25 protein-coding genes, 1 riboswitch and 1 other annotated feature are annotated in these 25,837 nt (G+C 46.2%); of the genes, 6 read left to right on the forward strand and 19 right to left on the reverse strand.

What is annotated here, in order from left to right; all coding sequences use genetic code 11:
- The first annotated feature begins 34 nt into the window (after positions 1-34).
- From LZU85_RS08945 to LZU85_RS08960, 4 genes are all read left to right on the forward strand, one after another.
- Positions 35-529: a peptidylprolyl isomerase gene (locus tag LZU85_RS08945; RefSeq protein WP_176297312.1), complete on the forward strand. Its 495-nt coding sequence runs from the start codon at positions 35-37 to the stop codon at positions 527-529.
- A 61-nt stretch (positions 530-590) separates the two neighbouring features.
- The gene (lpxH, locus tag LZU85_RS08950; RefSeq protein WP_237286980.1) at positions 591-1,322 is read left to right on the forward strand and encodes a UDP-2,3-diacylglucosamine diphosphatase; all 732 of its coding nucleotides are present in this window, start codon (positions 591-593) and stop codon (positions 1,320-1,322) included.
- Positions 1,323-1,429: 107 nt separating this feature from the next.
- Positions 1,430-2,644: an EAL and HDOD domain-containing protein gene (locus LZU85_RS08955; RefSeq protein WP_176297311.1), complete on the forward strand. Its 1,215-nt coding sequence runs from the start codon at positions 1,430-1,432 to the stop codon at positions 2,642-2,644.
- Between the two features lie 75 nt (positions 2,645-2,719).
- On the forward strand, positions 2,720-3,223 hold the full coding sequence (locus tag LZU85_RS08960) for a YchJ family protein (protein WP_237286911.1): 504 nt from the start codon (positions 2,720-2,722) through the stop codon (positions 3,221-3,223).
- Positions 3,224-3,414: 191 nt separating this feature from the next.
- On the opposite strand, the gene hisIE is transcribed toward LZU85_RS08960, so the two are convergent.
- From hisIE to tet(35), 9 genes are all read right to left on the reverse strand, one after another.
- Positions 3,415-4,050 carry a bifunctional phosphoribosyl-AMP cyclohydrolase/phosphoribosyl-ATP diphosphatase HisIE gene (hisIE, locus tag LZU85_RS08965; RefSeq protein ID WP_065090569.1) on the reverse strand — a complete coding sequence of 212 codons (636 nt, stop codon included), beginning with the start codon at positions 4,048-4,050 and terminating at the stop codon, positions 3,415-3,417.
- Positions 4,047-4,820 carry an imidazole glycerol phosphate synthase subunit HisF gene (gene hisF / locus LZU85_RS08970; RefSeq protein WP_060531982.1) on the reverse strand — a complete coding sequence of 258 codons (774 nt, stop codon included), beginning with the start codon at positions 4,818-4,820 and terminating at the stop codon, positions 4,047-4,049. Before hisF ends, hisIE begins: the two co-directional genes overlap by 4 nt.
- Complete coding sequence (gene hisA / locus LZU85_RS08975; protein WP_005390889.1) at positions 4,802-5,539, reverse strand: 1-(5-phosphoribosyl)-5-[(5-phosphoribosylamino)methylideneamino]imidazole-4-carboxamide isomerase; 738 nt, start codon at positions 5,537-5,539, stop codon at positions 4,802-4,804. Before hisA ends, hisF begins: the two co-directional genes overlap by 19 nt.
- A gap of 12 nt (positions 5,540-5,551) precedes the next feature.
- Positions 5,552-6,166 (reverse strand): imidazole glycerol phosphate synthase subunit HisH, encoded by a 615-nt coding sequence (hisH, locus tag LZU85_RS08980; protein WP_011080736.1) that lies wholly within the window; start codon positions 6,164-6,166, stop codon positions 5,552-5,554.
- Between the two features lie 26 nt (positions 6,167-6,192).
- Entirely contained in the window at positions 6,193-7,266 is a 1,074-nt protein-coding gene (gene hisB, locus LZU85_RS08985; protein ID WP_237286912.1) for a bifunctional histidinol-phosphatase/imidazoleglycerol-phosphate dehydratase HisB, read from the reverse strand.
- Between the two features lie 69 nt (positions 7,267-7,335).
- Positions 7,336-8,376: a histidinol-phosphate transaminase gene (gene hisC, locus LZU85_RS08990; RefSeq protein WP_237286913.1), complete on the reverse strand. Its 1,041-nt coding sequence runs from the start codon at positions 8,374-8,376 to the stop codon at positions 7,336-7,338.
- Between the two features lie 13 nt (positions 8,377-8,389).
- Entirely contained in the window at positions 8,390-9,685 is a 1,296-nt protein-coding gene (gene hisD, locus LZU85_RS08995; RefSeq protein ID WP_085760898.1) for a histidinol dehydrogenase, read from the reverse strand.
- Positions 9,686-9,690: 5 nt separating this feature from the next.
- Complete coding sequence (hisG, locus tag LZU85_RS09000; RefSeq protein ID WP_011080740.1) at positions 9,691-10,587, reverse strand: ATP phosphoribosyltransferase; 897 nt, start codon at positions 10,585-10,587, stop codon at positions 9,691-9,693.
- A gap of 43 nt (positions 10,588-10,630) precedes the next feature.
- Positions 10,631-10,767, reverse strand: a sequence feature (His leader region).
- Between the two features lie 180 nt (positions 10,768-10,947).
- Positions 10,948-12,549: a tetracycline efflux Na+/H+ antiporter family transporter Tet(35) gene (gene tet(35) / locus LZU85_RS09005; protein WP_039448992.1), complete on the reverse strand. Its 1,602-nt coding sequence runs from the start codon at positions 12,547-12,549 to the stop codon at positions 10,948-10,950.
- Positions 12,550-12,657: 108 nt separating this feature from the next.
- Positions 12,658-12,837: riboswitch (Lysine riboswitch) on the reverse strand.
- Positions 12,838-13,325: 488 nt separating this feature from the next.
- Here tet(35) and LZU85_RS09010 point away from each other — a divergent pair.
- A complete protein-coding gene (locus LZU85_RS09010) occupies positions 13,326-13,733 on the forward strand; it encodes an H-NS histone family protein (protein WP_176297305.1) in 408 nt (135 codons plus the stop codon).
- 166 nt (positions 13,734-13,899) lie between these two features.
- Here LZU85_RS09010 and LZU85_RS09015 read toward each other — a convergent pair whose 3' ends face one another.
- Positions 13,900-15,111, reverse strand: a complete 1,212-nt coding sequence (locus tag LZU85_RS09015) for a cyclic di-GMP phosphodiesterase (RefSeq protein WP_176297397.1) — start codon at positions 15,109-15,111, stop codon at positions 13,900-13,902.
- Between the two features lie 311 nt (positions 15,112-15,422).
- Between LZU85_RS09015 and LZU85_RS09020 the strand changes: the two genes are divergently transcribed.
- Positions 15,423-16,301: an AEC family transporter gene (locus LZU85_RS09020; RefSeq protein WP_237286914.1), complete on the forward strand. Its 879-nt coding sequence runs from the start codon at positions 15,423-15,425 to the stop codon at positions 16,299-16,301.
- 209 nt (positions 16,302-16,510) lie between these two features.
- On the opposite strand, the gene LZU85_RS09025 is transcribed toward LZU85_RS09020, so the two are convergent.
- The 9 genes from LZU85_RS09025 to LZU85_RS09065 all read right to left on the reverse strand — a co-directional run bounded on the left by LZU85_RS09025 (position 16,511) and on the right by LZU85_RS09065 (position 25,643).
- Positions 16,511-16,987, reverse strand: coding sequence for a response regulator (locus LZU85_RS09025; protein ID WP_011080146.1), 477 nt, complete (start codon positions 16,985-16,987; stop codon positions 16,511-16,513).
- Positions 16,956-18,311, reverse strand: a complete 1,356-nt coding sequence (locus LZU85_RS09030; RefSeq protein WP_237286915.1) for an ATP-binding protein — start codon at positions 18,309-18,311, stop codon at positions 16,956-16,958. Before LZU85_RS09030 ends, LZU85_RS09025 begins: the two co-directional genes overlap by 32 nt.
- 4 nt (positions 18,312-18,315) lie before the next feature.
- Positions 18,316-19,734 carry an SLC13 family permease gene (locus LZU85_RS09035; protein WP_237286916.1) on the reverse strand — a complete coding sequence of 473 codons (1,419 nt, stop codon included), beginning with the start codon at positions 19,732-19,734 and terminating at the stop codon, positions 18,316-18,318.
- Between the two features lie 232 nt (positions 19,735-19,966).
- Positions 19,967-20,440, reverse strand: coding sequence for a DUF2947 domain-containing protein (locus LZU85_RS09040; RefSeq protein WP_237286917.1), 474 nt, complete (start codon positions 20,438-20,440; stop codon positions 19,967-19,969).
- Positions 20,441-20,449: 9 nt separating this feature from the next.
- On the reverse strand, positions 20,450-21,037 hold the full coding sequence (locus tag LZU85_RS09045) for an HD domain-containing protein (RefSeq protein ID WP_237286918.1): 588 nt from the start codon (positions 21,035-21,037) through the stop codon (positions 20,450-20,452).
- Positions 21,037-21,612 (reverse strand): ribosomal protein S5-alanine N-acetyltransferase, encoded by a 576-nt coding sequence (gene rimJ / locus LZU85_RS09050; protein WP_237286919.1) that lies wholly within the window; start codon positions 21,610-21,612, stop codon positions 21,037-21,039. The genes LZU85_RS09045 and rimJ overlap by 1 nt, the downstream gene beginning before the upstream one ends.
- Position 21,613: 1 nt before the next feature.
- Positions 21,614-23,158: a transcriptional regulator TyrR gene (gene tyrR, locus LZU85_RS09055; RefSeq protein ID WP_176297297.1), complete on the reverse strand. Its 1,545-nt coding sequence runs from the start codon at positions 23,156-23,158 to the stop codon at positions 21,614-21,616.
- 86 nt (positions 23,159-23,244) lie between these two features.
- A complete protein-coding gene (locus LZU85_RS09060; RefSeq protein WP_237286920.1) occupies positions 23,245-24,270 on the reverse strand; it encodes a YcjF family protein in 1,026 nt (341 codons plus the stop codon).
- The gene (locus LZU85_RS09065; RefSeq protein WP_072616017.1) at positions 24,267-25,643 is read right to left on the reverse strand and encodes a YcjX family GTP-binding protein; all 1,377 of its coding nucleotides are present in this window, start codon (positions 25,641-25,643) and stop codon (positions 24,267-24,269) included. The genes LZU85_RS09060 and LZU85_RS09065 overlap by 4 nt, the downstream gene beginning before the upstream one ends.
- Between the last annotated feature and the right edge of the window lie 194 nt (positions 25,644-25,837).

Below are 25,837 nucleotides of genomic sequence, written 5' to 3' on the forward strand. Positions count from 1 at the left end.
TGACTTTAAACAAAACAGCACAAAGGAAAACAGCATGATCACCCTTCACACAAATTTTGGTGACATCAAGATTGAGCTAAACGCAGAAAAAGCACCAGAAACAAGCGCAAACTTTCTTCAGTACTGCCGCGATGGTTTTTACGACAACACCGTTTTCCACCGTGTTATCGATGGTTTTATGATCCAAGGCGGTGGCATGGAGTCTGGCCTACGTGAGAAACCAACTCGCGCGCCAATCAAAAACGAAGCGAACAACGGCCTAAGCAACAAAGTCGGTTCTATCGCGATGGCTCGTACTATGGATCCACACTCTGCTAGCTCACAGTTTTTCATCAACGTGAACAACAACACATTCCTTGACTTCCGTAGCGAGAGCCGTGATGGCTGGGGTTACTGTGTGTTTGGTGAAGTTGTTGAAGGCATGGAAGTGGTTAACAAAATCAAAGGTGTTAGCACAGGTTCTTACGGTATGCATCAAGACGTACCACTTGAAGACGTTGTCATTACTGGCGCGACTATTGAAGAGTAATATTGATACTCGTTATCCTAATTAAAATAGGTATGGGGAGGCAGTGCCTCCCCTTGTTTCTATGACGACACTTTTTATTTCAGATTTACACCTAACACCTTCTCGCCCTGATATTACGAATTGTTTTGTACGATTTATGCGCGATGAAGCCATATATGCAGACGCTCTCTACGTGCTAGGCGATCTTTTTGAGTTTTGGATTGGCGATGAGGACAGCACCCCATTTGCCCAAGAGATTCGCAGCGAGTTTAAAGCCCTCACGGCGAAAGGTGTTCCAGTTTTTTTCATTCAAGGCAATCGTGACTTTTTATTAGGCGAACGATTTTGCCAAGAAACAGGGGTGACTCTGCTAGACGACGTCTGCACCATCGAACTCTACGGGCAAAAAACCGTCATTCTTCATGGCGACACACTCTGTATCGATGATCACAAATACCAAGAGTTTCGCAAGACCGTACATAAGCCCTGGCTGCAGTGGATTTTCAAACGCATTCCTTGGTTTGTAAAAAAGCGCATCGTTGCCAAAGTACAGTCCGGTGTTCGTGATGACAAGCAGCACAAAACTCTCGAGATCATGGATGTCAATCCAATAGAAGTTGAACGAGTAATGTCTCAGTTTTGCGTCAACTTGATGATACATGGACACACTCATCGCCCCAACATTCATCAAATTCGCAACGAAGATGGCGAAAAAACTCGCATCGTTTTAGGCGATTGGTATTCACAAGGTTCTGTTTTAAAAGTAACTAGTGATCATTTTTCGTTAGAACAGCGTTCTTTTTTTAGTGAGTAAATTATTAATACAACATCACTAGCAATCCGCCACATTCGATATAGATATTTTAGAAAAAGTCGCTATCATCAAATCTAAAGCACGTTAACAGAACAGAGTCCAGCAAATTGAAGTATTCCTACGTTGCCAGACAACCCATTCTTGATCAAAACAAAAAAACCATTGGTTATGAATTGCTGTTTCGCGATGGCCCCAAAAACACCTTTCCAGAAGTAGAGCCCGAACTCGCCACGAGCCGTTTACTTTCAGATCACTTTCTTTCGACTCATTACAGCACTTTGGGTAACAAGCTCGGGTTTGTTAATTTTCCTTATCAAAGCTTGATAAATTTAGTACCCATTCTTTTTCCTAAAGAGAGCCTGGTCATAGAGATTTTGGAAGATTGTGAGCCTACCGATGAGCTCTACGAAGCGATCATCAAACTTCATAAGGCAGGCTATCGTATTGCATTAGACGACTTTGTCCCAAATCGCGCTTGGAAACGGTTTTTGCCCTATATTCATATCATTAAGTTTGATATTCGCATCGTTCCGATTGAAAAAGCGGCTCTGTTCATTCAGTCACTAAAAAAACTAAAAATCAAGTTCTTAGCGGAAAAGGTGGAAACTTACCAAGAGTTTGAGCAGGCTATCAAAGCTGGATTTGATTACTTTCAAGGGTACTTCTTTAGTCGCCCCGAAATGATTCAAAAGAGAAGAATTAACCCTTCTTTTTTAACGGTCGTGCAACTGTGCAAAGAGATTGCCGACGAGCCAATCGATTTCAATGAAGTTGAGCGCTTGTTTTCCATTGATGTCACGTTATCCTACAAGTTGATGACCTATGTAAACTCTGGGTACACGCTAACTTCCAAAATTAAATCATTCCGCCAAGCATTGATTTACATGGGGGAAGAGAAGCTAAGACGCTTTATTTCACTGGTCGCGGTGGCGTCCGTTCACGAAGATAAACCCGATTCTCTTTATTCGTTAGCCGTTCAAAGAGCTCGAGCTTGTGAACTGACTCTCGGTTACACTTCTACCAAATATGATCCTGGGCAAGCGTTTCTCACTGGGTTGTTTTCACTTTTGGATTCTCTACTCGATCAACCGTTGGCCGATATCATCATTGATATTCCTGTCGATGAAGAAATCAAACTCGCATTAAGCCAAAGAGACGGACACCTCGGTTCGATTCTTTCGATGGTTATCGCCTACGAACAAGCTGACTGGGAGAAAGCTAACGATTACCAACGACTGTTAGGGATTTCTGAAGAGCAAATCTGCAAGGCGTACAGTGAGGCGACGGCTTGGACACAAGAATTGCTGTCGCAGACACCGTAACTCGTTATAATGACAAACAACCCCACAACAGTGGGGTTGTTTGTTTTATCGCTTTATTTGCTGAGATTTCAATTTATGGCTGCTTCTTGCCCTTGCGGATCAAACCGTACCTATGCTCTGTGTTGTGAAATTGCCCATAAGCATCACGCCAATGTGATCACACCGGAACAACTGATGCGTTCTCGTTACAGTGCCCACGTATTGGGGTTGGTCGATTACGTTGTGAATACCTACCACCCAAGCTGCCATGCCGAAGAACAGCGCGAAGGCATCGCGGAATCCATTGAGAACGATTGGTGCAAGCTTGAAGTGGTTAAAACAGAAGCAGGCAGCAACGAAAATGAAGGCTTTGTTGAGTTCAACGCTTACTTTGATGAAGACGGTAAACGCTACTGTATGACCGAACGCTCACGCTTTGTGAAAGAAGACGGACTTTGGTATTACATTGATGGCACCTTTCCGGAAGAAGAGCCAGAGCAAGATCCGCGGTTAAATCAATCTGTCAGTAGTTTGAAAGTGGGCCGCAACGATCCGTGTATCTGTGGCAGCGGTAAGAAATTTAAGAAATGTTGTGGGTAAGAGCCAAGGGAAAAACTAGGTTCTAGGTTCTAGGTTCTAGGTTCTAGGTTCTAAAAAACCTTAAATCTTTCCTTTCCGTAAGTAAAGCGCCCTGTATTCCATAACACTTGCTACAACAAATGAAGTGCACAAGACTTCCCGTGCACCCCACCTAGGATCTAGGTCCTATAACCTAGGACCTTTAACTTCCCTTACTTATGACGCTCTTTAAGCTTATTGATCACATCATTCATCGATAAGCCTTGGTCTTGCAGCAATACCATTAGATGGTAAATCAAGTCTGCCGATTCACACACTAACTCCGCCTTATCACCCGACGTCGCCGCAAGCGCGACTTCAACGCCTTCCTCACCCACTTTCTGCGAAATACGCTTGGTACCACGAGCATACAGACTGGCAGTATAAGAGGAGTCTGGGTCGGCACTCTTGCGGGCAGCCAGTAGCTGCTCAAGTTGATGAAGCCACACCATTTGTGACTCTTCCTGTGGATCACCATCCCAGCAAGTGGTGGTGCCCGTATGACACGTTGGCCCAAATGGGTTGACTTTCACTAGCAGTGTGTCGTTATCACAATCCAACGACATGTTCACCAATTGCAGCACGTTACCTGACGTTTCACCTTTGGTCCAAAGGCGTTCTTTGGTACGAGAGAAAAACGTTACTTGGCCTGTTTCCCCCGTTTTCACCAAGGCTTCTTGGTTCATGTAACCCATCATCAGCACTTGGCTCGATTGGAAATCTTGTACGATGGCAGGTACCAGACCGTCCACCTTTTCCCAGTTGATTCGCTCAGCGAGCGAGCTGACTTCGGCGGTTTTAAAACTCATAGTCGTACCTCAATGCCTTGTTGCTTTAAATACTGCTTTAAATCACCAATATTGATGACTTGTTTGTGGAACACCGATGCAGCCAGCGCACCATCCACATTGGCTTTTTGGTAGGCTTCCGCGAAGTGCTCCATGGCACCGGCACCACCAGAGGCAATCAATGGCACCTTACACACTTCGCGTACCATATTCAGTTGTTCGATGTCGTAGCCGTTACGTACGCCGTCTTGGTTCATCATGTTCAATACAATTTCACCAGCGCCACGTTTTTGAACTTCTTGCACCCAATCACGTGTTTCCCATTGGGTCGCTTTGGTGCGTTCTTCGTCACCAGTAAACTGGTAAACCTGATACTTACCGGTCTCTTTATCGTAGTATGAATCAATACCAACGACGATACATTGCACACCAAACTTATCGGCAAGGTCAGTAATCAACTGCGGGTTTGCCAATGCAGGTGAGTTTATAGACACCTTGTCTGCGCCAAATTCAAGAATGCGCGCTGCGTCTTCTGCTGACTTAATGCCACCAGCGACACAGAACGGAATATCAATCACTTCTGCAACGCGAGCGACCCAACTTTTATCGACAACACGACCATCACTTGAAGCGGTAATATCGTAGAATACAAGCTCGTCAGCGCCTTCTTCCGCATAGCGTTTCGCAAGAGGAACGATATCACCAATGATTTCATGGTTACGAAACTGAACGCCCTTCACCACTTGTCCATCACGAACATCAAGACATGGAATTATTCGCTTTGCCAGCATGCAAATGCCTCCTCTGCTGTGAACTTGCCATCTAACAGTGCACGACCAACAATCACACCCGCCACACCGCTGCCTTTTAGTGCTTCGATATCCGCTAATGAGCCGATGCCGCCTGAAGATTGGAACTGCACTTGTGGGTACTGCTTACATAGGTCGACATAAAGCTCGACGTTTGAGCCTTCTAGCGTACCGTCACGAGAAATGTCCGTACACAGCACGTGCTGTAGACCTACCGTTAGGTAATCGTTGATCAGCGCTTCAATGGTTACGCCTGAATCTTCCTGCCAGCCAGAAATCGCCACTTTACGTGTGCCGTCTTGGTCGATGTTGATGTCTAGCGCGAGAACGATTTTCTCCGCGCCATATTTTTCCATCCAACCTTTCACAAGCTCTGGCTGTTTTACTGCGGTCGAACCAACAACGACACGTTGAGCACCGGCTTCTAACAGATCAATCACGTCTTGCTCTGTACGCACACCACCACCGATTTGGATGTTCGCTGGCGTACTTGCTAATAGCTTTGCAATCAAATCAAGTTGACGCGCTGTTGTGTCTTTCGCACCAGTTAAATCCACTAAGTGCAGCCAGTTGGCACCTGCTTGGTGGTACAAATTAAACTGCTCTGCTGGGTCGACTTTGTATTCGGTGACTTGGCCGTAATCACCTTGATAAAGGCGAACTACCTGTCCTTCAATTAAATCAAGAGCTGGAATAATCACACTAAATCCCTTTTATAATTCTAAGAAGTTTTGAATAAGCTTCGCGCCCGCTTTTGAAGAACGCTCAGGATGGAACTGCACACCGTAGTAGTTACCACTTTGTACTGCCGCTGTGAACGAGTTGCCGTATTCACATTCAGCAATGGTGTAGTCCCCAACTGGCATTGCAAAACTGTGCACGAAGTAGAAGTACTCACCTTCTTCAATACCTTTGAACAGTGGGTTACCTGCTTTTGCAGACACCGTGTTCCAGCCCATGTGCGGCAGCGGTAAGTCGCCAGTTTGTAGCAGCTTCACTTCACCGTCACAAAGTCCAAGACACTCAACTAACTCGTCGGCTTTCTGCCCTTTCTCTTGAGATACTTTGCCCAACAGTTGCATGCCTAAACAGATACCGAGCAGCGGCTTCTCTACCTGTTTTACCAAGCTGATCAGATCGCGCTCTTCTAGGTTCTTCATCGCTTCACTGGCGGTGCCCACGCCCGGTAGAAATAGCTTGTCAGCCGACAATACCACTTGTGGATCTTTTGAAATCGTTACGTCATAGCCTAGGCGTTCAATGGCAAACTTCACCGAAGAAACGTTGGCACAGCCAGTATCGATAATGACAACTTTCTGTTCTGTCACTGTTTTTCTCCTTGCTTACGCTCGTCTTACAGCACGCCTTTACTACTTGGTAGCTCAGTGCCTTCTACTTTGATTGCTTGGCGCAGAGTACGACCAAACGCTTTGAATAGACTTTCAATGATGTGGTGATCATTGTTGCCCGCAGAAGAAAGGTGCAGCGTACACGCTAGGGTATCCGTCAAAGAACGGAAGAAATGAACCACCATCTCAGTGGATAAGTCACCGACCTGCTCACGGCTGAACTGCGCGTCGAACTTAAGGTAAGGACGACCAGATAGGTCTAGTGCACATTGTGCCAAGCACTCGTCCATTGGCAGGCTGAAGCCAAAGCGGCCAATACCACGCTTGTCACCCAGTGCTTCTTTCAATGCTTGCCCCAACGCGAGAGCGGTATCTTCTACCGTGTGGTGATCATCAATGTGCAAGTCACCTTCCACTTTGCACACCATCTGGAATCCACCGTGCGTGGCGATTTGATCCAACATGTGGTCGAAGAAACCAAGACCGGTTGATATCGCGTTACCGCCTTGCTCATCAAGATTAACGAATACTTTGATGTCGGTTTCTTTCGTGGTGCGAACCACTTCGGCAGTACGCGCTTTCACCGTCAGATCTTTCAGGATCCGTTTCCAGCCCATGGTTTCTGGGTTGTATTGAATGCCACGAATGGCCATGTTTTCTGCAAGTTGAAGATCCGTTTGACGATCGCCAATCACGAACGAGTTCTGGAAATCCACTTTACCCGCTTGAAGGTACTCTTTTACCAAGCCCAATTTCGGTTTGCGACAAGAGCAATTGTCTTTTTCAAAATGAGGGCAGATCAGTACATCATCAAATTTCACCCCTTGAGATTCGAAAATCTCCATCATCATATTGTGTGGCGCATCAAAATCTTCTTGCGGATAGCTGTCTGTTCCAAGGCCGTCTTGGTTGGTGACCATCACTAGACGGTATCCCGCTTCCTGCAACGACAACAGGCTTGGAATCACAAACGGTTCCAGTTTCAATTTGTCGAGACGGTCTACTTGAAAATCGACTGGTGGTTCCACGATCAAAGTGCCGTCACGGTCGATAAAAAGGATTTTTTGTTGTTTGCTCACTCGAACTTCCTTATTGCTATTCTTTTGGCGCTCTCGCTGTTTAGCGAGAGCAATTCATTTTTTCTCTACTTATGAGTAGTAGTTTCTAATGAAACCCAGTGTTTTCTCGCACTCATCTCGGCTGCCAACACTGATTCTTACGCAATCTTTGATTGGTGAGTTTCGCAAGATAATGCCGTACTCCCAAGCCGACTTAAATAGCTCGTCACCATTAGGGAATTTCACCAGCAGATAATTGCCCCACCCTTCAAACACTTCGAGACCTGCGATCATTGATAATCCCACTTGCAAATAGGCACGATTTGCATTGAGGTCGAGCACTTGAAACTTGGCGCGAGCCAAGCCGGCTTCTGACAATGCCTGTGTCGCAATTTCCGCAACAGGCACTGGTACCGGATAGGGCGCGATAACTTTGAGAAGGACATTAATCAGCTCTTCATTCGCAAGTGTGAATCCACAACGCAAGCCAGCCAATGCAAAGGCTTTCGACAAAGTACGCAAAATCGCAAGGTTCGAGTACTGAGCAAGTAAATCGACGGTTGAGGCCTCTGGACAAAAATCGATATACGCTTCATCCATCACAACGATGGCTCTGTCTTTTGTCATCTCTAGCAAGGCGATGATGTCTTCTCGCTTCACTAAGTTGCCTGTTGGATTGTTTGGTGAACAAACAAACACCAATTTAACCTTGTCCAAGTTGGCTTCAATACCTGCAAGGTCTAATTGCCAATCCTCTGTTAGCGGTACGGTTTTACGCTCAACGCCAATGGTTTCAGCGCTCACAGAATACATGCCATACGTAGGAGGACAGTAAAGAATGGCATCTTCATTTGGTTCGCAGAAAGCGCGAATCAGCAATTCGATACCCTCATCCGCGCCACGCGAAGTAAGAGTTTGTTCTGGTTTAACACCTGCATAGGCAGCGTAGGCTGCAATCAATGCTTTCGGTTGACAATCACTGTAACGGTTCAAACGCGCAAAGTTTGTGCGGTATTCATTGTCAAATGGTGATTCATTGGCATTCAACCAAACATCGCCAGTTCCACCGATGCGGCGCGCCGAAAGGTAAGGAGTCAGTTTCTGTACACTTTTTCGAGCAAGTTTTTCCATTTTCTCTCTCTCCTTATCCACGTGCATTCAGCTTTTCGACACGAATGGTCACCGCACGTTTGTGCGCATCCAACCCTTCCGCTTCTGCCATTGTAACAACCGTAGGTGCCAGTGTTTTTAAACCTTCAGCCGATAGTTCTTGAATCGTCATACGTTTTGAAAAATCAGCCAAACCTAAACTTGAATACGTACGGGTGTACCCATACGTCGGCAATACGTGGTTGGTTCCTGACGCATAATCGCCCGCCGATTCAGGCGACCAATCACCTAAGAAAATGGAACCTGCGTTATCCAGCAATGGCAACAACTCTCGAGGATTTTTGGTTTGAACAATTAAATGCTCTGGACCGTAATAATTTGAAATAGAAACCGCTTGGGTCAAGGAGTCAGCAATAATAATCAAGCTCGACGCTAGTGCTTTTTCAGCAATTGAGGCACGCGATAATTGCTTCAACTGTTTCTGCACAGCATCCGTTACTTGATCTGCAATCAATACTGATGGCGTCACCAAAACCACTTGCGAGTCTGGTCCGTGCTCGGCTTGGCTAAGTAAATCGGCGGCGATAAAATCGGCATCTGCAGTTTCATCAGCAATCACCAACACTTCTGATGGCCCAGCGGGCATATCAATAGCGGCACCACGAAAATCATTGCTCACTTGGCGTTTTGCTTCTGTGACATACGCATTGCCAGGACCAAATATTTTGTCCACCTTAGTGACACTTTCCGTACCATAAGCCATCGCCGCTACCGCTTGCCCACCACCGACATTGTAAACTTCATCTATATTACAAAGCTTTGCCACATAGAGAATTTCATCGGCAATCGGTGGTGGTGAACATAAAACCACTTTACGGCAACCCGCGATTTGCGCAGGAACACCCAACATCAATACCGTTGAAGGCAGCGGTGCACTGCCACCAGGAATGTATAAACCCACTTTTTGTATCGGGCGAGTGACTTGTTCACACACCACACCCGGTTGTGTTTCGACTTTAATTGGCGTCGGTTTCTGGGCATTGTGGAACTTCGCGATATTGGCGTAAGCCTGCTCAAGCGCTTGCTTCATTTTTGCAGTTAAGCGAGCAGAAGCCTCCTCGATTTCTTGTTCAGTCACTCGAATCGATTCTGGTTTAATGCGATCAAACTTTTCCGTCAGTTCGAACAGCGCCGCATCGCCTTCTGCTCTGACTTTCGCAATCACTTCTGCTACTGCAGCGGTAATATTCGCACCTTCTGTTATCGCTGGACGTTCCAAAATAGCGTCTTGTTGCGTCTCACTAAGAGATTGCCAAACAACCGTTCTCATGAGTCTTACTCCATCATTTTTTCAATTGGTAGAACAAGAATAGAGCTCGCGCCAAGTTCTTTGAGCTGTTCCATCGTTTCCCAGAATAGGTTTTCAGTACTCACCAAGTGGACAGCCACTCGTTGTTTCTCTGCAGAAAGTGGTAACACGGTTGGATCTTCCGCCCCTGGCAACAGTGCTTTGATCTGTTCTAGCTTATCAACTGGAGCATGTAGCATGATGTATTTGGATTCTTTGGCTTGCTGAACGCCTTGCATACGCGTTAACAGCTTCTCGATAAGCGCTTGCTTGTCTTGGGCAAACTCACCTGAACGTTGAATAAGTGTTGCTTTCGATTGGAAAATAACCTCAGCCTCTTTTAGGCCATTGGCTTCAAGTGTTGCGCCTGTTGAAACCAAATCAGCGATTGCGTCCGCCAAACCAGCACGAGGTGCAACTTCAACAGAGCCTGTCAGCATACAGGTTGAGAAAGGCACACCTTGTCGATCCATATAAGCTTTGAGCAGTTGTGGGTAAGTCGTCGCAATACGTTTCCCAGCAAGATCTTGAGGGCCATTGTATTTTTCATCTTTATCAATCGCGATGGACAAACGACATCCACCAAAATCTAGACGACTCAAGGTTTCAAATTGACAAGCATCACCAGTGGCTTTGCGCTCTAGACGCACTTCTTCCAACACGTTTTCACCGATAAAACCAAGGTCAACAACGCCATCCATGATCAGCCCTGGGATGTCATCATCACGAACTAATAACAGATCAATTGGCATATTTTCTGAGTGCACAACTAAACGCTCACCCATAATATTGAATTTAACGCCACACTTTTTTAAGAGCCCTTGGCACTCTTCACTCAGTCGGCCTTTTTTCTGAATTGCAATTCTTAAGCGTTGTGTTTGCATGACATTGTCCCTGTGCTTCAATTTGAAAATGATGAAAGTGAAAACTAAAAAACCCTCGAGAGATGTTGGTCTCCCGAGGGTTTAAAATCTGAATTTGATGATTTTCACCTCCGGGAGTTTCCTATCTCCCGGGTATGCGTACATCTCCCGAAAGACTAGACTGGGTGATGATGGTGATGAATGTTCATTACAAAATTACGCATACTTATATAGGCTCTTAGCTTGATTGCTTCGTTGATATCCACACTAACTAAGCTTCTCTTATTTTGCAACACTTTATTTTAAAAAATATCAATTTGTATAAGACAAATAAAAAGGGCAGCCGAAGCTACCCTTTCAAAGTTCATATAAATAAATAGGTTACGCTTGTTGGCAAGACTCAATCTTTGCTTTTGACAACCAAGAGAGGATTGCACAAACGATGATGAATGCCATGGTTGCAGCCGCCAGTGAGAACATAACGGAAGCGGTCATACCCAATACCACGAAACCAATACAAGAAACCAATGCCACTGCAAGTGCATAAGGCAACTGAGTCGCTACGTGGTCAATATGATGACAACGTGCGCCCGTTGAAGAAAGAATCGTCGTATCAGAAATCGGTGAACAGTGATCACCAAAAACAGAACCCGCTAATACTGCACTTAGCATAGGAAGCATAAGAGCGATATCTGTCGCACCCGCCATATCACCCGCGATAGGTAGCATAATCCCAAACGTGCCCCACGATGTTCCGGTAGAAAACGCCATCAAACCTGAAAGCAAGAATAAAATTACGGGTAACCAATGAGGGTTAATATTGCCTTGTGCCATAGAAGACAAGTAGCTACCTGTTTTCATGTCGCCAATAACCGAACCGATAGTCCAGGCGAAAATCAGAATAAGGATTGCACCAAACATCGATTTAGCACCGATCCATAAAGTACGAGCAATTTCTGCAACTGGAAGACCTTGTTTGAACACGGTGAACAAGGCCACAGCCAAACCAACCAGACCACCATAAATCAGCGATGTACCTACGTTGGTATTTTCGAATGCACCAAGCAAGTCGAACGCTTTACCATCGGCCGCAAGTGCTTGGCCACCGGTATAGAGCATTGAAGCGACCGTTGCAATAATCAAAGCAATGATCGGCATAACAAGATCGGTTACTTTACCTTTATCGCTTTCACGGATATCAAGCTCTTCGTCAATTTCATGCGCTTCTTTTAGGTCAGTATCAGCGTCATTGTCAAAGCCACGGCCTTGTGAGGCAGCAATTTCATGTTCACGCATTTTACCAATGTCTAAACCAAACCAAGCGACCGCAAACACCATTAACAAGGCGAAAATCGCGTAGAAGTTCATCGGTACTAAACGTAGATATGCGCCTAATGCGGAATATTCAGTGATGCCATGTGACACCAAAATACCGCCGATAATGGTCATGATGTACGCACCCCAACTCGATGCAGGCATCACCACACACATTGGTGCTGCTGTTGAGTCTAGAATATAAGCAAGTTTGGCGCGTGAAACATAAAAGCGGTCCGTTACTGGGCGAGAAATCGCACCTACAGCTAGGCTATTGAAATAGTCGTCTACAAAAATGAATACGCCTAAAAACGCTGCTAGTAATTTCGAACCTCGCTTACTTTTCACTCGAGTCTGTGCCCATTCAGCAAAAGCTCGAGTGCCTCCAGAAAGAGTCAGTAGAGCGGTGGTCATACCCAATAACAACAAGAAACCAACAATACTCATATTCCAAGTATTGATGCCACCATCTTCAATAAAAACAGCTGAAACTTTATCTGTAATATAAGCTGCCGCAGAGCCTACCGAATAATCATTCAGTAACACTGCACCTAGAAGAATACCGACACCAAGCGATACAAGCACTTTACGCGTTAAAATGGCTAGCGTCAGTGCCACTATCGGCGGCAAAAGTGAAATGGGAGATGTAGCAAAATCTATTAAATTCATGATCTTCAAAAACCAAAGTTTGGCTAGAGATCTACTGCAGACAAAGTATACGAACTTATTTCGATACTTATGTTGAACTAAGCGACAGGGAAGTGGACACTTCACCCAACCTACAGTAGCGCTCCATAGTTATAAGTTAAATACTATGGCAGTGTTGTTCCTTTCGGATGCAACCCCAGCAAGAAGCTTTGATATGCAACTCACTTCGGCAATGGACACCTTTCACTATTATTCATTGGCATCACCCCAATAATAGCTACTCTTTACCATTGCGCCTCTACGGCGATAACAAACTCTTAACCAATTGCTGTCCAAAAAAACAACAAATAATCTAAGTTATCGCATCAGGTATCGTCTATTGTACTCAGAGTGAACCTATTTGCAACAGATCTATCTTCTTACAACGAAATTTGACGCCACCTTTATGAGACCAGTTTTCTATGTATTTACTCCAACCATTTTCTAGTGGAAATACAATAACAGGCCTGATAACCAGACATGAATTCAACGAGCACACATACAAAATAGTTTATTTAAGTTTTATATATAAGATCAGTCTTTATCTTAGCTTACTTGATTGCGGGAAGTTTAACCTGAACAAACGCAAGACGTAACGAAACTACCTTTTTATAAACATTATTGCTATTTTTTCATTTTAATTATTGCTTATATCGTACATAACGTTAATATTAGTAATCTAAGAATTAATTAAGCTTGTGCAATCTAATTCTCGGTATAAATTAGACAATTGACTTAACAAATATATAGGAAAGGTTATGTCTGAACTCACTAAAACTCTGTTAAACATTCGCAGCCTGCGTGCTTTTTCCCGTGAACTGACTCTGGAACAACTAGAAGAAGCTCTAGATAAATTGACGACCGTTGTAGCAGAACGTCAAGAAGCAGAAGCGGAAGAGCGTGCAGCAAAAGCCGAGCAAGAAGCTAAACTAGCTGCGATTGCAGAACAAATTGCTAAAGACGGAATTGATCTTGAAGCACTTATCAGCGCACTTGCTGGTGAGACTAAAACAAAGAACAAAGGTAAACGAGCTCCTCGCCCAGCAAAATACAAATATGTTGACACAAATGGCGAAGAGAAAACTTGGACTGGCCAAGGTCGTACACCTTCTGCAATCCAAGCTCAATTAGATGCGGGTAAATCTCTAGAAGACTTCGAAATCTAATTGATTTTGAGATAGAGATAAAATTCAAAAAGACCACTAACACTCAGTGCTGGTGGTCTTTTTTATTGATGCAATTTAATTTCCCCTACCGATAAACATGAACATTAGCTCACAAGCGTTGATTGTCTATTCCGGTAACCATAGAAATTCACACCAGCCTTCTAACCTAATCATAAAACGGCCTAGCATCGACATCTAAGCATGCAGGTGCCACCGCTTTTTCAATCTTTAGCGCGTTGTGTTTTAAATCTACCATTGCCACATCGACAAAACGTTTGTATTTACGCGAGTAGAAACACTTCACTTCCGGCTTCAATGGTTGAGTCGGGTTAGAGGTCCAGACGATTCCCACTCGACCATCGTTCAATTCGACAATAGAACCAACTGGATACACGCCAATGCAGTTAATGAATTTGTAAACCAGATCAGGATCTAAGTGAAATGGGGTTAAGCCGAGTATGATTTTAAAGGCTTCGGCAGAGCTCATGCCTTGCTTGTAGCATCGGTCTGCCGTGAGCGCATCATAGATATCAACGATACAACTCATACGACCATGGAGTGGTATTTCATCCCCTTTTAGCCCTTTGGGGTAACCATTTCCATCAAGCTTTTCATGGTGCATTAAACAGACGTCACGGCTCACATCGCTTAGCCCTTCAACATGCACAATGATCTCTTCGGCAAACACCTGATGGAGCTTCATGTGTTCAAACTCTTCAGGCGTTAATCGCGCTGGTTTATGCAACACTTCATCATTTACTTTGATCTTGCCGATATCGTGAATGATCCCACCTATCGCCATCTGTTTGAGCGTTTCGCGCTCTAAGCCCAAATGCTTGCCGAAAGTCACTAACAAACAAGCGACATTCACCGAATGTTCAAGCAAATAGGTGTCCTTTTGGCGTAAGGCAGAAACACACTGCAAGGCATCTGAATCCACCAAGGCAGCTTCTATCATATCCTCAGCCCAGTCCTCAATCTCATCAACCAGAATCACTTTGCCTTCAAAAGTTTGATTAAGGAGCTTCTGAGCTAGGCCTTTAGCTTCTGCGATAAGTTTTTTAGCTTTCTTTTGGTTAGAGGCGCGACTCTTTGGCTGCTTACGTGGCGTTGGTGAATGGGATTCTGTCACGGCTTGCCACTCAGTGTTATCAACCTTTGGCGCTGGTTTAATCACACAATTTTTAGCCGATAAGCCTGCGTCTACCCACACAAACTTCACCCCACTTTCAAATAAGCGGGTAATGGCTTTTTCTGACTGAACACGCCCAGCGTTAGCCAAATTAACCCGTTCACTATTTTCAATAGCGGTGACAAACATGCCAATCGTTAAGTTTGAAATATCTACTTTTATCGATTTTTCAGGGTCATACTGCATATTCAAGACATTTTCCAACACAAACTATTCTCGACTAACTCAAGTATATGGCAGTCTTGCTCATACGACCTGCTGAGAACATCGAATAATTTACATTTGTTTACAAGCGTTTCATTTGCCCAGAGAATACAAATTTAAAATATATTTGCAAACTCTAATTTACAACACTTTGAAGTGGCAATAATCGACGAGTTTAATAAGCAACAAAGACAATATCATAGTGGTGAGCTCATGTTTTTCAACCAGTTTAGGTGACGAAAAACACACCACCTGATAGCGTAAAAACAGTCCACCCTATCTGGAACGTCCATATGCTCATCAAAGTCGTTAACATTTTATTCCCTGTTTTTGCGTTGGCTGGCGTCGGCTTTTTGGTTGGGCATTATTTAAAACCCGACTTTAAGCCAATTAATCGGATCAATATCGACGTTTTCCTCCCTGCTTTGGTGTTTTCATCTCTCGCTACCATGCCGCTAGACACCCAGCAGCTTCCTTTGATTTGGGCATCGCTTGTGGCCGTGTTACTGCCGGGTCTACTGATGATGCCCGTTTGCAAACTGACTGGGCTTTCTTTTAAGACTTGGGCACCACCGCATATGTTTCGCAACAGTGGCAATCTTGCCATTCCTCTCTTTGCCTACGCATTTGGTGACGCCGCACAATCAAGCGCCGTGCTGCTTTTTGTCATGTCGTCTTGCATTCACATTAGCTTAGGCATCGCGTTGTTGAGCCGAGGCGGATCACTGTTACAAATGGTCAAAATGCCTGTGTTTATTGCCGCGTCTTTGGCTGTGGTTTTCAATCTCAACCATGTTGCCGTTTGGTCACCGCTGATTGAAGCCACCTCTTTGCTAGGTCAGGCCGCAGTGCCTGTTATGCTCCTCTCCCTAGGGGCGCAAATGACCCATTTGAAATGGTCCGGCCTCAGAATTGGGCTCTATTCAACGCTCCAATCCATCGCAACAGGATTGATAGCATTTGCGGTGATTTATTTCTTTATTCCTCTTCCTCCGCTACAAATGAAAATGATGGTGCTGTTCACCATGCTGCCAGCAGCGGTAATGAATTATCTTTTTGCTGAACGTTTTCATATTGAGCCAGAAAAAGTGGCCTCGATGGTGCTATTTGGCAACTTCTTTAGCGTGTTAACGCTACCACTCTTACTTTGGTGTGCCCTAAGCCTGAACTAAACATTCGTACCAGAACAAAGCGTTCCTTGAACAAATAGGTATAAGCATATTGGCGCGGTTAGGAGGATGGCGCTTTTCCGGTTTTTACGACCTGCGCCAACATCGCGCTTCTTGGGGAATGTTAGCCTTCCGCTCCCCGTTTTCTCTTCTTAGGCGCGGCCCTAAATGACATTAGCATCATGACACTTAGGGCACTCGATGCCTATTGATTATGGATGCAGATGTTTCAGCACGCCCGCTTGATCCAGTTCATCATGCCAAATCTGGTAATCCAGTCCCTGATCGAAAATAAAATCGGTCACCAATTCGCGAATGCACTGTACGAGTTCTTGTTTTTTCCAAGGTTTTTCGAAATAGCGCACAATACCAGCGGAATTGATCGCTTCGATGGTATCGCTATGCGTGGCTTGCCCTGTGAGCAATACCTTGCGTGTTTTGAAGAATCGAGCATCCGTGTGCAACGTTCGTAAAAGCTCGACACCGGTCATTCCCGGCATCACGTGGTCTGAAATCACCACAGCGATAAACTCGCCATCCGCATCAAGCTCATCGATCAGCTCCAACGCTTCATGGCCAGATTCACACTCTTCAATATTTAGCCAGTCAGCTAAACCGTCTAGATCCTGCACCACCGCATTAAGCACTTCGCGCTGATCATCCACGCATATTAGGTTCAGTTTCTCCATGATTTCCCTCTGTTGGCAATTTGATTCTAAAAATAGTGGCTTGGTCATCGCTTTTCACCACAATCGAGCCTCCTAGCCCGGTGACGATTCGCTTCACAATCGATAACCCTAAACCCAGTCCAAATGACAGCCCGCCTTTTTTGGTGGTGAAGTTAGGCTGAAAAATTTTGCGTCTTGTTGCCTCATCTAAGGCAGGCCCATTGTTGGCGATCGTAACCAAAATGCGCTTGCCTTCTTGATGAACACGTATCTCCAACTGCGGCGATAGTGTGTTTTGCATCGCGTCACAGGCGTTCTTGATGATATTGACCCAAACTTGCACCAATTCGGTCTCCGAAGCCCAAATCGATTCGACAGGTGATGGACGAAGACGCACTTCGACACGGCGCAGCTCACTTTGCAAAAGCGCGATGGCTTGATTGACGGTGTCGCCAATATTAACTTTGCTAATGCGATCCGAATCCGCCCTACCGAGCTGTTTGACCGATTTCACAATACCAACCGTGTGTTTGGCTGCTAAACGCAGGTCGTGTAAATCACACCCCATTGCCCAATAACGAATGGCTTGATCTGGGTTGTTCAACCAGTGCGGGCTAACCAAACCATCAGGTATCGCTTTCGCTAATGCTTTGGCCTGTTTTTTCTCCAAACCATATTTCTGCTCCAACAACTTGGCATTTTGTCTTGCCGTGCTTGTTGGCACATTTTGTCCCGCAAGCAGTCCAATATCGAAGAATTGGCTGGCTTCTGGGTGCCGTTCTTCAAGCAGCTCCAGAATAATGGTTTCGAGTCTTTCGGCTTTGCTACTGACCACCCCGATGGCGTTATTAAGCTCGTGCGCCAACCCCGCCGCGAGTTGACCTAAGGTTGTCATTTGCTCGGCGTTATGTAGCCTTTGCAAGACCTTCTCTTTGGCCACCGCCTCTTGCGTTGCTCGCCTTTGACGGCGCGAAAGCTCATTCACAATCACCGGCATAAATTGTGTAGTCAGCGGGCCGAACTCCTCGACTTCAACGGCAGGCGTGCTGCGATCAATCCAAGCCAGTGTCACTTCGGTCTTGGCCATCACCGTCGACGATGCTGTCCAAGTACCAGAAAAGAAACTGTGCACGCCAATAAATGCCCCTTGTGAGGCTGAAAAAACGCGTACTTGTTTCTCCTCATGTTCAGAAAAGTAACCTTCCAGCTCACCTTGAAGAACGAAAAACAGACGGTCGTTGTAGCCTTGCTGCACAATGACGACCGATCCCGCTTCCAACGTAATTTGACGCTCTGGATTACAGAAGTAACGCTCAATCAGTGCTTCTAATTTGCTCAAATACATGGGGCTACCCGATGTGTCCAACCATATGAAGGATCCAAACCATCACAAAGCTGAGCAATACGCCGACAACGCCCAAAATCACGCCCACACGCGCCATTTGATTACTTTGGACATGACCCGTTGCATGTGCCAATGCATTCGGCGGAGTACTGATAGGCAGCGACATGCCTAAGGAAGCGGCCATCGTCACCACTAAAATCAGTGTCACTTCTCCGCCCAATGGAGCCAGAGAAGTCATTGACATCCCCAATGCGGCCATAATTGGCATCAGCAAGTTCGCCGTCGCAGTATGCGACATAAAGTTCGCCATCACTAAGCAGAGGAACGCCGCACCAAACAAGACGATATAAGGCGAAAACTCATCAAATGGAATGCTGTGCACCACCAGCTTGGCAAGTCCTGTTTTATCCAGAGCCAAACCAAGGGCGATACCGCCTGAAACCAACCAAAGCACATCCCAGGAAATTTTCTTCAAATCTTCTTTGTTAATGATGCCAGTGATGGAAAAGATCGCGACAGGAATCAGGGCCACTGTATAGGAATTCATGCCATGTGCAGACCCCATCAACCAAAGCAAAATGGTTAAACCAAACGTCACGTACACCACAATCGCCTTCGGTGTTTTCAGGAACTTACCTTTTATAGAAAGTTCTATCTTAGGAATGTCTGCTCGATACATCGCCGTGATCAAAAACCACGCTAACGCCATCATCACCACAACAAAAGGAACACCAAACGCCATCCATTCCCCAAATGTGATCAGGTTGTCACCCACCAGATATTTTAGGGCGATGGCATTGGGTGGCGTACCAATCGGTGTGCCAATGCCACCAATGTTGGCCGCAACCGGAATACAAAGCGCAAAGGCAACTCGCCCTGGGTCTTTGGGGCCAAACACCGCGATCACTGGCGTTAAGATGGAGAGCATCATCGCGGTTGTCGCGGTGTTAGACATAAACATCGAGAAAATCGCAGTGATCAGCATCAGCCCCAACATAACGAATTTAGGGTCTTGGCCAAATGGCTTGAGCAGCACGCGTGCCAAGTTCACATCCAAGCGGTATTTGGTGGCCGCCATTGCAAGGAAAAATCCACCTAAGAAAAGCATGATGATTGGGCTGGCAAAGGTTGCCATGATTTCACTGTAAGAGAGCAATTGCCCAAAGCTTTCACTGCCCTCGTTCAATCGGAATAGATACAAACCTTTGTCGGAAACCAATAAAAGCTCTAAAACAATAATGACGACGGACGTGGCATAGATGGGAATTGGCTCAAACACCCAGCACAGTGCCGCCAATAAGAAAATGGCAATCACACGTTGCTGCACGATGGTCATGGCTTCAAACGGAAAGGCGGACAATGGCAACAACAGCACAATCAACGGAATGATACTAGGGATAATAAACTTCAGATACGGGCGCATAATACAACTTCTCTTCCTGAGATAGACACCTTAGAGCTTTGGCTCTACGGGGATAGACAAGAAATTATGCGCGCGTGTTTCAAAACAAAATTTGGCGTTAGATCAATGAAACTGAAGTCACAGGAAAAAACTTACTGAACTGTGTCTTACCTCACTAAACGCTCATAAAAAAAGCAGCGTAAACACGCTGCTTCTAGTGACTAAGCCAATGATTAGCCGATCATTAGGCTGATCAGTTTCTTTGCCCCAGTTTCACTGTTCCATCGGTAGCAAACCACAGTGCCTGCTGACGACGTCGACCCAGCAAAATCGGGCCGTCATCGTAGAATAAGAAGTTTTTCCAATGTTTGCGGAAAATAACCCACTTGGTTTCAATCACGTTGTATTTTTCGTAACAGAAATAGACCGTCACATCATCTTGCCAATCAATATGCTGAAGAATTTCCTCTGGCATATCTGGTTCATCGGCTTCCCAAGCCGCCATCCAGTCAATTTCAGCTAACCAATTGCTCTGTTTCGTAGGCCAATCATCGCTACCAAGACGTTCTGCATCTGGGCTATGGGCACTGATGTTCTCTTTCCAAAACTGCGCAGAGCGTGCCTGATCCATCGGGCGAATGTGCGCGAGATCTTCTTGTGGCACTGGCATCGACGGATGCGTAAAAATCCATTTTCTTTGGTATTGGTCCAAAGTTAAATAAGACATTCAGGTTCCTTAAGCTTTCAGCCACCCATTTTGGGTTGCCTGTTCAATAATTTCTTGCGCCTTATCCCATAACACATGGGAACCAAGGTCGATTTTCTGATTCACCGTCAACGCTTGCTGACGAGTCACGCCATGCTCTTGCCAACTTTGTCCTTGGTTGTGGTAGTTAAGCAGCATAGGAATGATTCGATCTAACGCCTTGCCAAACTTGGCATCTGCCGTTTGAGCGGCTTCAAACTCTAACCAAAGTTGAAGTAATTCTTCTCCTTGGTCAGCCGGCAACATGCCAAATAAACGCTGAGCAGCTGCTAGCTCTTTTTCCGCTTGCTGTTCTGACGCGACCGCATCGTACACAAAGGTATCGCCGGCATCAATTTCTACTACATCATGCAGCAGCAACATTTTGACTACACGGCCGATGTCGACAGGCTCATTGGCATGCTCTTCCATCAACAACGCCATCAAAGCGACATGCCAACTGTGCTCTGCACTGTTTTCCAATCGTTTCTCTGCGCTTTTCACTCGCGTGCGACGCAGTACCGATTTCAGCTTGTCCAACTCCATCAGGAATGCCAGTTGCTTGTTCAATCGTTCCATTACTTTTCAACTCGCCAGTTAGGGTTGATTAAGGAGGTCAATACGTGGTCTTGCCACTGCCCATCAATCAAAAGATAGGAATGCGCAAAGCCCTCTTTGCAAAAACCAAGGTGCTCTAGCACACCAGCACTACGGTGATTATGCGGCATATACGCGGCTTGAATACGGTGCAAATTTAGCTGCTCAAACATATAGTCACACGCCATTTTTAATCCACGGCGCATGTACCCTTTTCCTTGAGCCTCTTGCGCTAACGAATACCCCACGTTACAGGCGTAAAAAGGAAACTTCGACAAATTGCTAAATGAGATGGTCCCGACCATCTCATTCGTTTGCTCTTCAATCAAAACACAGTAAAAGCCCAATTTCATGCGATGTAGCTCATGGAGCTTGATCAGCTTTTGCGCCCAACCCGCTTCGGTGAAAAACGACGCTTCACGTGTCGGCTCCCACGGTTTTAAAAAGGCCTGATTGCGTTGAAAGTACTGAGAAACCATCGCAGCGTCGCTCACATTAACGGTTCTTAGCACCAAACCTTCGTCAACTTGATAAATGATATGTTGGTCAGCGCCCATATTAGTGCTTCTTAATCCCGTAGTCTCTTAGCTTATTGGCAATCGAGGTGTGCGAGACATTTAAGCGCTTCGCCAACTTACGGCTCGATGGGAATGACTGGTAAAGACGCTCCAACACCTGAGATTCATAATCGCTCATAATCTCATCCAATGAACCATCAAGATTCACGAGTGTGTTTGTTGTGGCCACCGCCGCTGGTTGTGGCAAATGGAAATGCTCTGCTTTCAATACATCGTCATCCATCTCAGTAAGCGCACGCAACACCATGTTGTCCAACTGTCGCATGTTGCCCGGCCATTGATAAGTGCTTAATTCATCAACCAATTGCTCTTGATACGCAGGCTTAGCAATCGCCAGTTTTTGGCAATGCTTGGCAACAAAAAGATCGAGTAGAGGGCCGATATCACTGGAGCGAGAACGCAAAGATGGGATCGACAAGGTCAACACATTGAGTCGGTAGAAAAGATCTTCTCGAAACGATCCCGCTTCTGCCAACGCAGCCAGATTATGCTTGGTGGATGCGATGATTCTCACATCAACGTGCATCTCTTCTTCTGCGCCAACGCGGCGGAAATTGCCATCCTGCAAGAAACGCAGCAACTTAATCTGCAAATGGGGGCTCATTTCACCGATCTCATCGAGGAAAACGGTGCCACCATTGGCCTGCTCGAAAATACCTTTGTGGCCTTGCTGATGATTAAAAGAACCCGGAGCATGACCAAACAACTCGGTTTCTGCCACATCGTCGGGCATGGATGCGCAACTCAACACCAAGAAGGGCTTACCCGCACGATGAGAACGGTTGTGACACGCTTTTGCCAGCATCTCCTTACCCGTTCCTGTTTCCCCTTCAATAAGCAAAGGCTGATCGAGTAAAGCCAGTTTTTTAGCTTGACCAATGAGGGCTTTATGACGATTGGAAACGCCAACAAAATGCTCAAAACCCAGTTCACTGTGCGGGGAGAGTTGATGACTATCAACGGAATTTGCTTTGGCGCCGCGCACCATCACAACCGTACTGGCAAACGTGGATTGTTTGGATTCATCTTGAATATAGACGGGCATGAACTCAAGCAGATAATCGAGGCCATCGATCACCATGCTTTCTCGCTGACGGTGCTGTTCGCCTTCTGACCAACGACTAAACTTCAAACTGGGCAGGAGCGCGGCTATCGGCGCACCAATCACCTCTTTTTCAGTTTTACCAATCAGCGCCAACGCGGCTCGGTTCGCCATGTCCACCGCGCCCTTTAGGTCTATCGCCAAGACGGGATCGGGCAAGTTGTTGACGAGTGAAATCAGCTCGGTGTTATGGCGTTCCATCGGCATAAATTGGATTTTACGCACGTCTTTCACGCCAGAGATTCGACGAATTTCTGCCATCAGTAGACTGAAGGTATCAAAGTCTATATCAGGGCAATTGAGATAAATGATGCCACTGATATCAATTTCGATACCTCGTAAATCGATATTTTTGGAGGCTAATATATCGAGCAGCTCTCGGGTTAAGCCGAGTCTGTCTTCGCAAAAGACTTCTAGGCGCACGGAAAATCCTAATTCACACTGTCACGAAAAGTTGACAGTAGTTTCTACTATGCCCGCGTTAGCGTCAAGATGCGCCCGCTGAAACTCTATGGTTTTAGCGTGATAGAAGCGACTTTCGACACAATTTCTTTGCGAATTGCTGATAACTTAACCTGTGTTTCGGTTTGCCAAGGAATCGGCCTTAGCAATGCCATCGCTTTCAAACCCAGTCTCGCAGTCAAAATCCCCACACCGACCCCCTGCCCTGCCCTGGCGGAAAGCTTGCCAGCGAGATCCATCGACAGCAAATCCATACCCGCATCAATCACCAGCTCGCTGGCGCCCGCCACCGCCATGTTTGCCAACACCAAACGCAGCAAACGAATACGAGAGGCATAGCCAAGCTCGATACCATAGATCGTTGAGAGCGTGTCAATCATCTTGAAGTTGCGCCAAGCCACCAGCAGCATGTCCGCGATGGCGAGTGGGCTAATAGCCACCAGAGCCGCAGACTCTGTCGCAAAGCGCGAGATCACTTTGGTTGCTTGTTTGTCTTGTTGAGTCACGACCATCGCATCGTACATCTGCAAGATTTCTGCATCACTGTGTGCCGTATTGACGCTGTTTTTCCAGCGGTCATAAGCAGGATTCTCTTCTGCAACGCCACTTTGTTTCGCCACTTGCTGGCAAAACGCTTTACCTTGCCCAACACTGTCACTTTGCAACAATTTTTCCCCTTGCTCCTGCACGGAAAATAGGTGTCTCAATTGGCGCAGCTTCCACAGTTCTTTGCCCATGGCCCCAAGCCCCAAGCCGGCAAGCACGGAAATAAACCCAGACCAACCGAGCGTAAGCCAATCGCCATTTTGCATCGCACTGAGTACGCTATCAACGGCTTGCCAACCAACCAATCCAGCGAAGGCAGCAAACAGCCCTCCCGCTAACCACTTGCGACGGCCTGATGGACGTATCACCTGCGCCAAAGCGTCTTCAAGTTCAGGTTCAGTCTCTTCAATCGTGGTTGGAATGAACGTCTGCTGCTGATCAAATTGCTGCTGAGCAGTGAGCTCTGGTTTGTCTTGCTGAGAGAAAATCGTCTCTTCAAACACTTGTTTTGGTTTTAGATCGCTCATAGCAACTTATCTCCCAATAAAAACTCTAGGGCTTTATCAACTCGAATATGCGGTAAAGGCTCTTCACGTTTGCCTTGCATTGGCCTAAAAGCGGTAAATTCAAACCCTCGCGCTTGCCAATAGTGCTCATCAGGCACTTTGCGTGGCACTTCGCCAGGAAAGAGGGTTAACGCTTGCCCTTCTAACGTCATCCCCTGAATGGCCGGTGTGCTCTTATCACCATTGGCAATAAAACCAGCCTGAGTCGCTTGTACCGACGCCATCGACAAACAACCCATTTCGATATTTTCGTATGCTGCGGTTTGCCATGCGGGGTGGATCATCTGTTGCAGCAAGGCAACCAAATTAGGATGCTGCTCAGGCGTCACATGATCCGCTTTGGTCGCGGCAAACAGTACTTTGTCTATTTTGGGTGCAAACAGACGCTTAAGCAGTCCTGAGCGCCCGTAACGAAAGCTGTGCATGATTTGCTCTAAGGCATCACGCATATCATAGAACGACTCACGGCCAGCATTGAGCGGCTGCAAACAGTCGACCAACACTATTTGGCGATCGAAGGTTGAAAAGTGATGCTTATAAAATGCTTTCACCACTTTTTGTTGATATTCCTGATAGCGCTTTTTCAACATTGCCAAATTGCTGTGTTTGGCGGTTTTGTCCGCGTCATCAAAGCGGCAAGGGAAAAATTGCAGCACTGGCGCACCAGCAAGCTCACCCGGTAAAACAAATCGTCCCGGCTGCACCCAATGCAACCCCTTTTCTTTACAGCGGTGCAAATAGTCAGTGTATGCCTGAGAGATGCTTTGCAGCTGTTTTTCATTCAGTTCCGCATTGAGATCTAAACTGTCGAGTTGACTGAGCCATTCACTCGCCAAATTCAAACGCTCGCCTTTTAGCGCATCAAACTGCGTCTGACTCCAAGTGGCAAAATCAAGCTCCAACAAGGGTAAGTCCAACAGCCACTCCCCCGGATAATCGATGATATCCAGATGCAAGATCGCGGTTTGGCCCAGTAATTTCTTGGTTTTTTTCTTTGGTCGATACTTAATGGCAAGGCGGATTTCACTGACATCTCGCGTCGGTTCAGGCCACATAGGCGGCACATTGCAAAGCTGGTCCATCGCTTCATCGTAAGCGAATCTTGGCACCATCATGTTACTTTGCGGCTCTCGCTTCGCTCCAACGAGACGTTTATCTCTCGCACTGCTCAGTAGGGGCATATTGTCGTGCGTTGAAGTATGGAGGAGTTGGTTGACAAGCGAAGTGATGAACGCGGTCTTTCCGGCTCGGGAGAGCCCCGTTACCGCCACACGAACGTGGGAATCCATACTGCGGTGGATAAAATCATTCACTTCTCGGGTAATCTTCTTCATAGCCCTTCTCTTACTGTCAAACAACACCATTCACTGTGCGCCAAAGTGCACCAACAATCAAAGGGATTTCTCGGCGCATCTCATTTTCTTCTTTAGCGTGGGGCGAACCATAACTCTACTAATATTAATCGCAGATGAACAAAAAGCCCCTGATATAAATCAGAGGCTTAGTATAAGAACGCGAGGGATGCCGA

The sequence above is a fragment of the Vibrio floridensis genome, assembly GCF_021852965.1.
Classification (GTDB): domain Bacteria; phylum Pseudomonadota; class Gammaproteobacteria; order Enterobacterales; family Vibrionaceae; genus Vibrio; species Vibrio floridensis.

Bases quoted from the DNA above. Each gene is read 5' to 3' on its own strand.
- LZU85_RS09065 (WP_072616017.1), bottom strand. From the start codon at position 25,643: ATGAAGAAGATTACCCGAGAAGTGAATGATTTTATCCACCGCAGTATG.
- hisD (WP_085760898.1), bottom strand. From the start codon at position 9,685: ATGAGAACGGTTGTTTGGCAATCTCTTAGTGAGACGCAACAAGACGCT.
- lpxH (WP_237286980.1), top strand. From the start codon at position 591: ATGACGACACTTTTTATTTCAGATTTACACCTAACACCTTCTCGCCCT.
- LZU85_RS09010 (WP_176297305.1), top strand. From the start codon at position 13,326: ATGTCTGAACTCACTAAAACTCTGTTAAACATTCGCAGCCTGCGTGCT.
- hisC (WP_237286913.1), bottom strand. From the start codon at position 8,376: ATGGAAAAACTTGCTCGAAAAAGTGTACAGAAACTGACTCCTTACCTT.
- LZU85_RS09035 (WP_237286916.1), bottom strand. From the start codon at position 19,734: ATGCGCCCGTATCTGAAGTTTATTATCCCTAGTATCATTCCGTTGATT.
- LZU85_RS09030 (WP_237286915.1), bottom strand. From the start codon at position 18,311: ATGTATTTGAGCAAATTAGAAGCACTGATTGAGCGTTACTTCTGTAAT.
- LZU85_RS09040 (WP_237286917.1), bottom strand. From the start codon at position 20,440: ATGTCTTATTTAACTTTGGACCAATACCAAAGAAAATGGATTTTTACG.
- rimJ (WP_237286919.1), bottom strand. From the start codon at position 21,612: ATGGGCGCTGACCAACATATCATTTATCAAGTTGACGAAGGTTTGGTG.
- LZU85_RS09020 (WP_237286914.1), top strand. From the start codon at position 15,423: ATGCTCATCAAAGTCGTTAACATTTTATTCCCTGTTTTTGCGTTGGCT.
- LZU85_RS09045 (WP_237286918.1), bottom strand. From the start codon at position 21,037: ATGGAACGATTGAACAAGCAACTGGCATTCCTGATGGAGTTGGACAAG.
- hisF (WP_060531982.1), bottom strand. From the start codon at position 4,820: ATGCTGGCAAAGCGAATAATTCCATGTCTTGATGTTCGTGATGGACAA.
- hisG (WP_011080740.1), bottom strand. From the start codon at position 10,587: ATGCAAACACAACGCTTAAGAATTGCAATTCAGAAAAAAGGCCGACTG.
- LZU85_RS08960 (WP_237286911.1), top strand. From the start codon at position 2,720: ATGGCTGCTTCTTGCCCTTGCGGATCAAACCGTACCTATGCTCTGTGT.
- LZU85_RS08945 (WP_176297312.1), top strand. From the start codon at position 35: ATGATCACCCTTCACACAAATTTTGGTGACATCAAGATTGAGCTAAAC.
- hisIE (WP_065090569.1), bottom strand. From the start codon at position 4,050: ATGAGTTTTAAAACCGCCGAAGTCAGCTCGCTCGCTGAGCGAATCAAC.
- LZU85_RS09060 (WP_237286920.1), bottom strand. From the start codon at position 24,270: ATGAGCGATCTAAAACCAAAACAAGTGTTTGAAGAGACGATTTTCTCT.
- LZU85_RS09015 (WP_176297397.1), bottom strand. From the start codon at position 15,111: ATGCAGTATGACCCTGAAAAATCGATAAAAGTAGATATTTCAAACTTA.
- LZU85_RS09025 (WP_011080146.1), bottom strand. From the start codon at position 16,987: ATGGAGAAACTGAACCTAATATGCGTGGATGATCAGCGCGAAGTGCTT.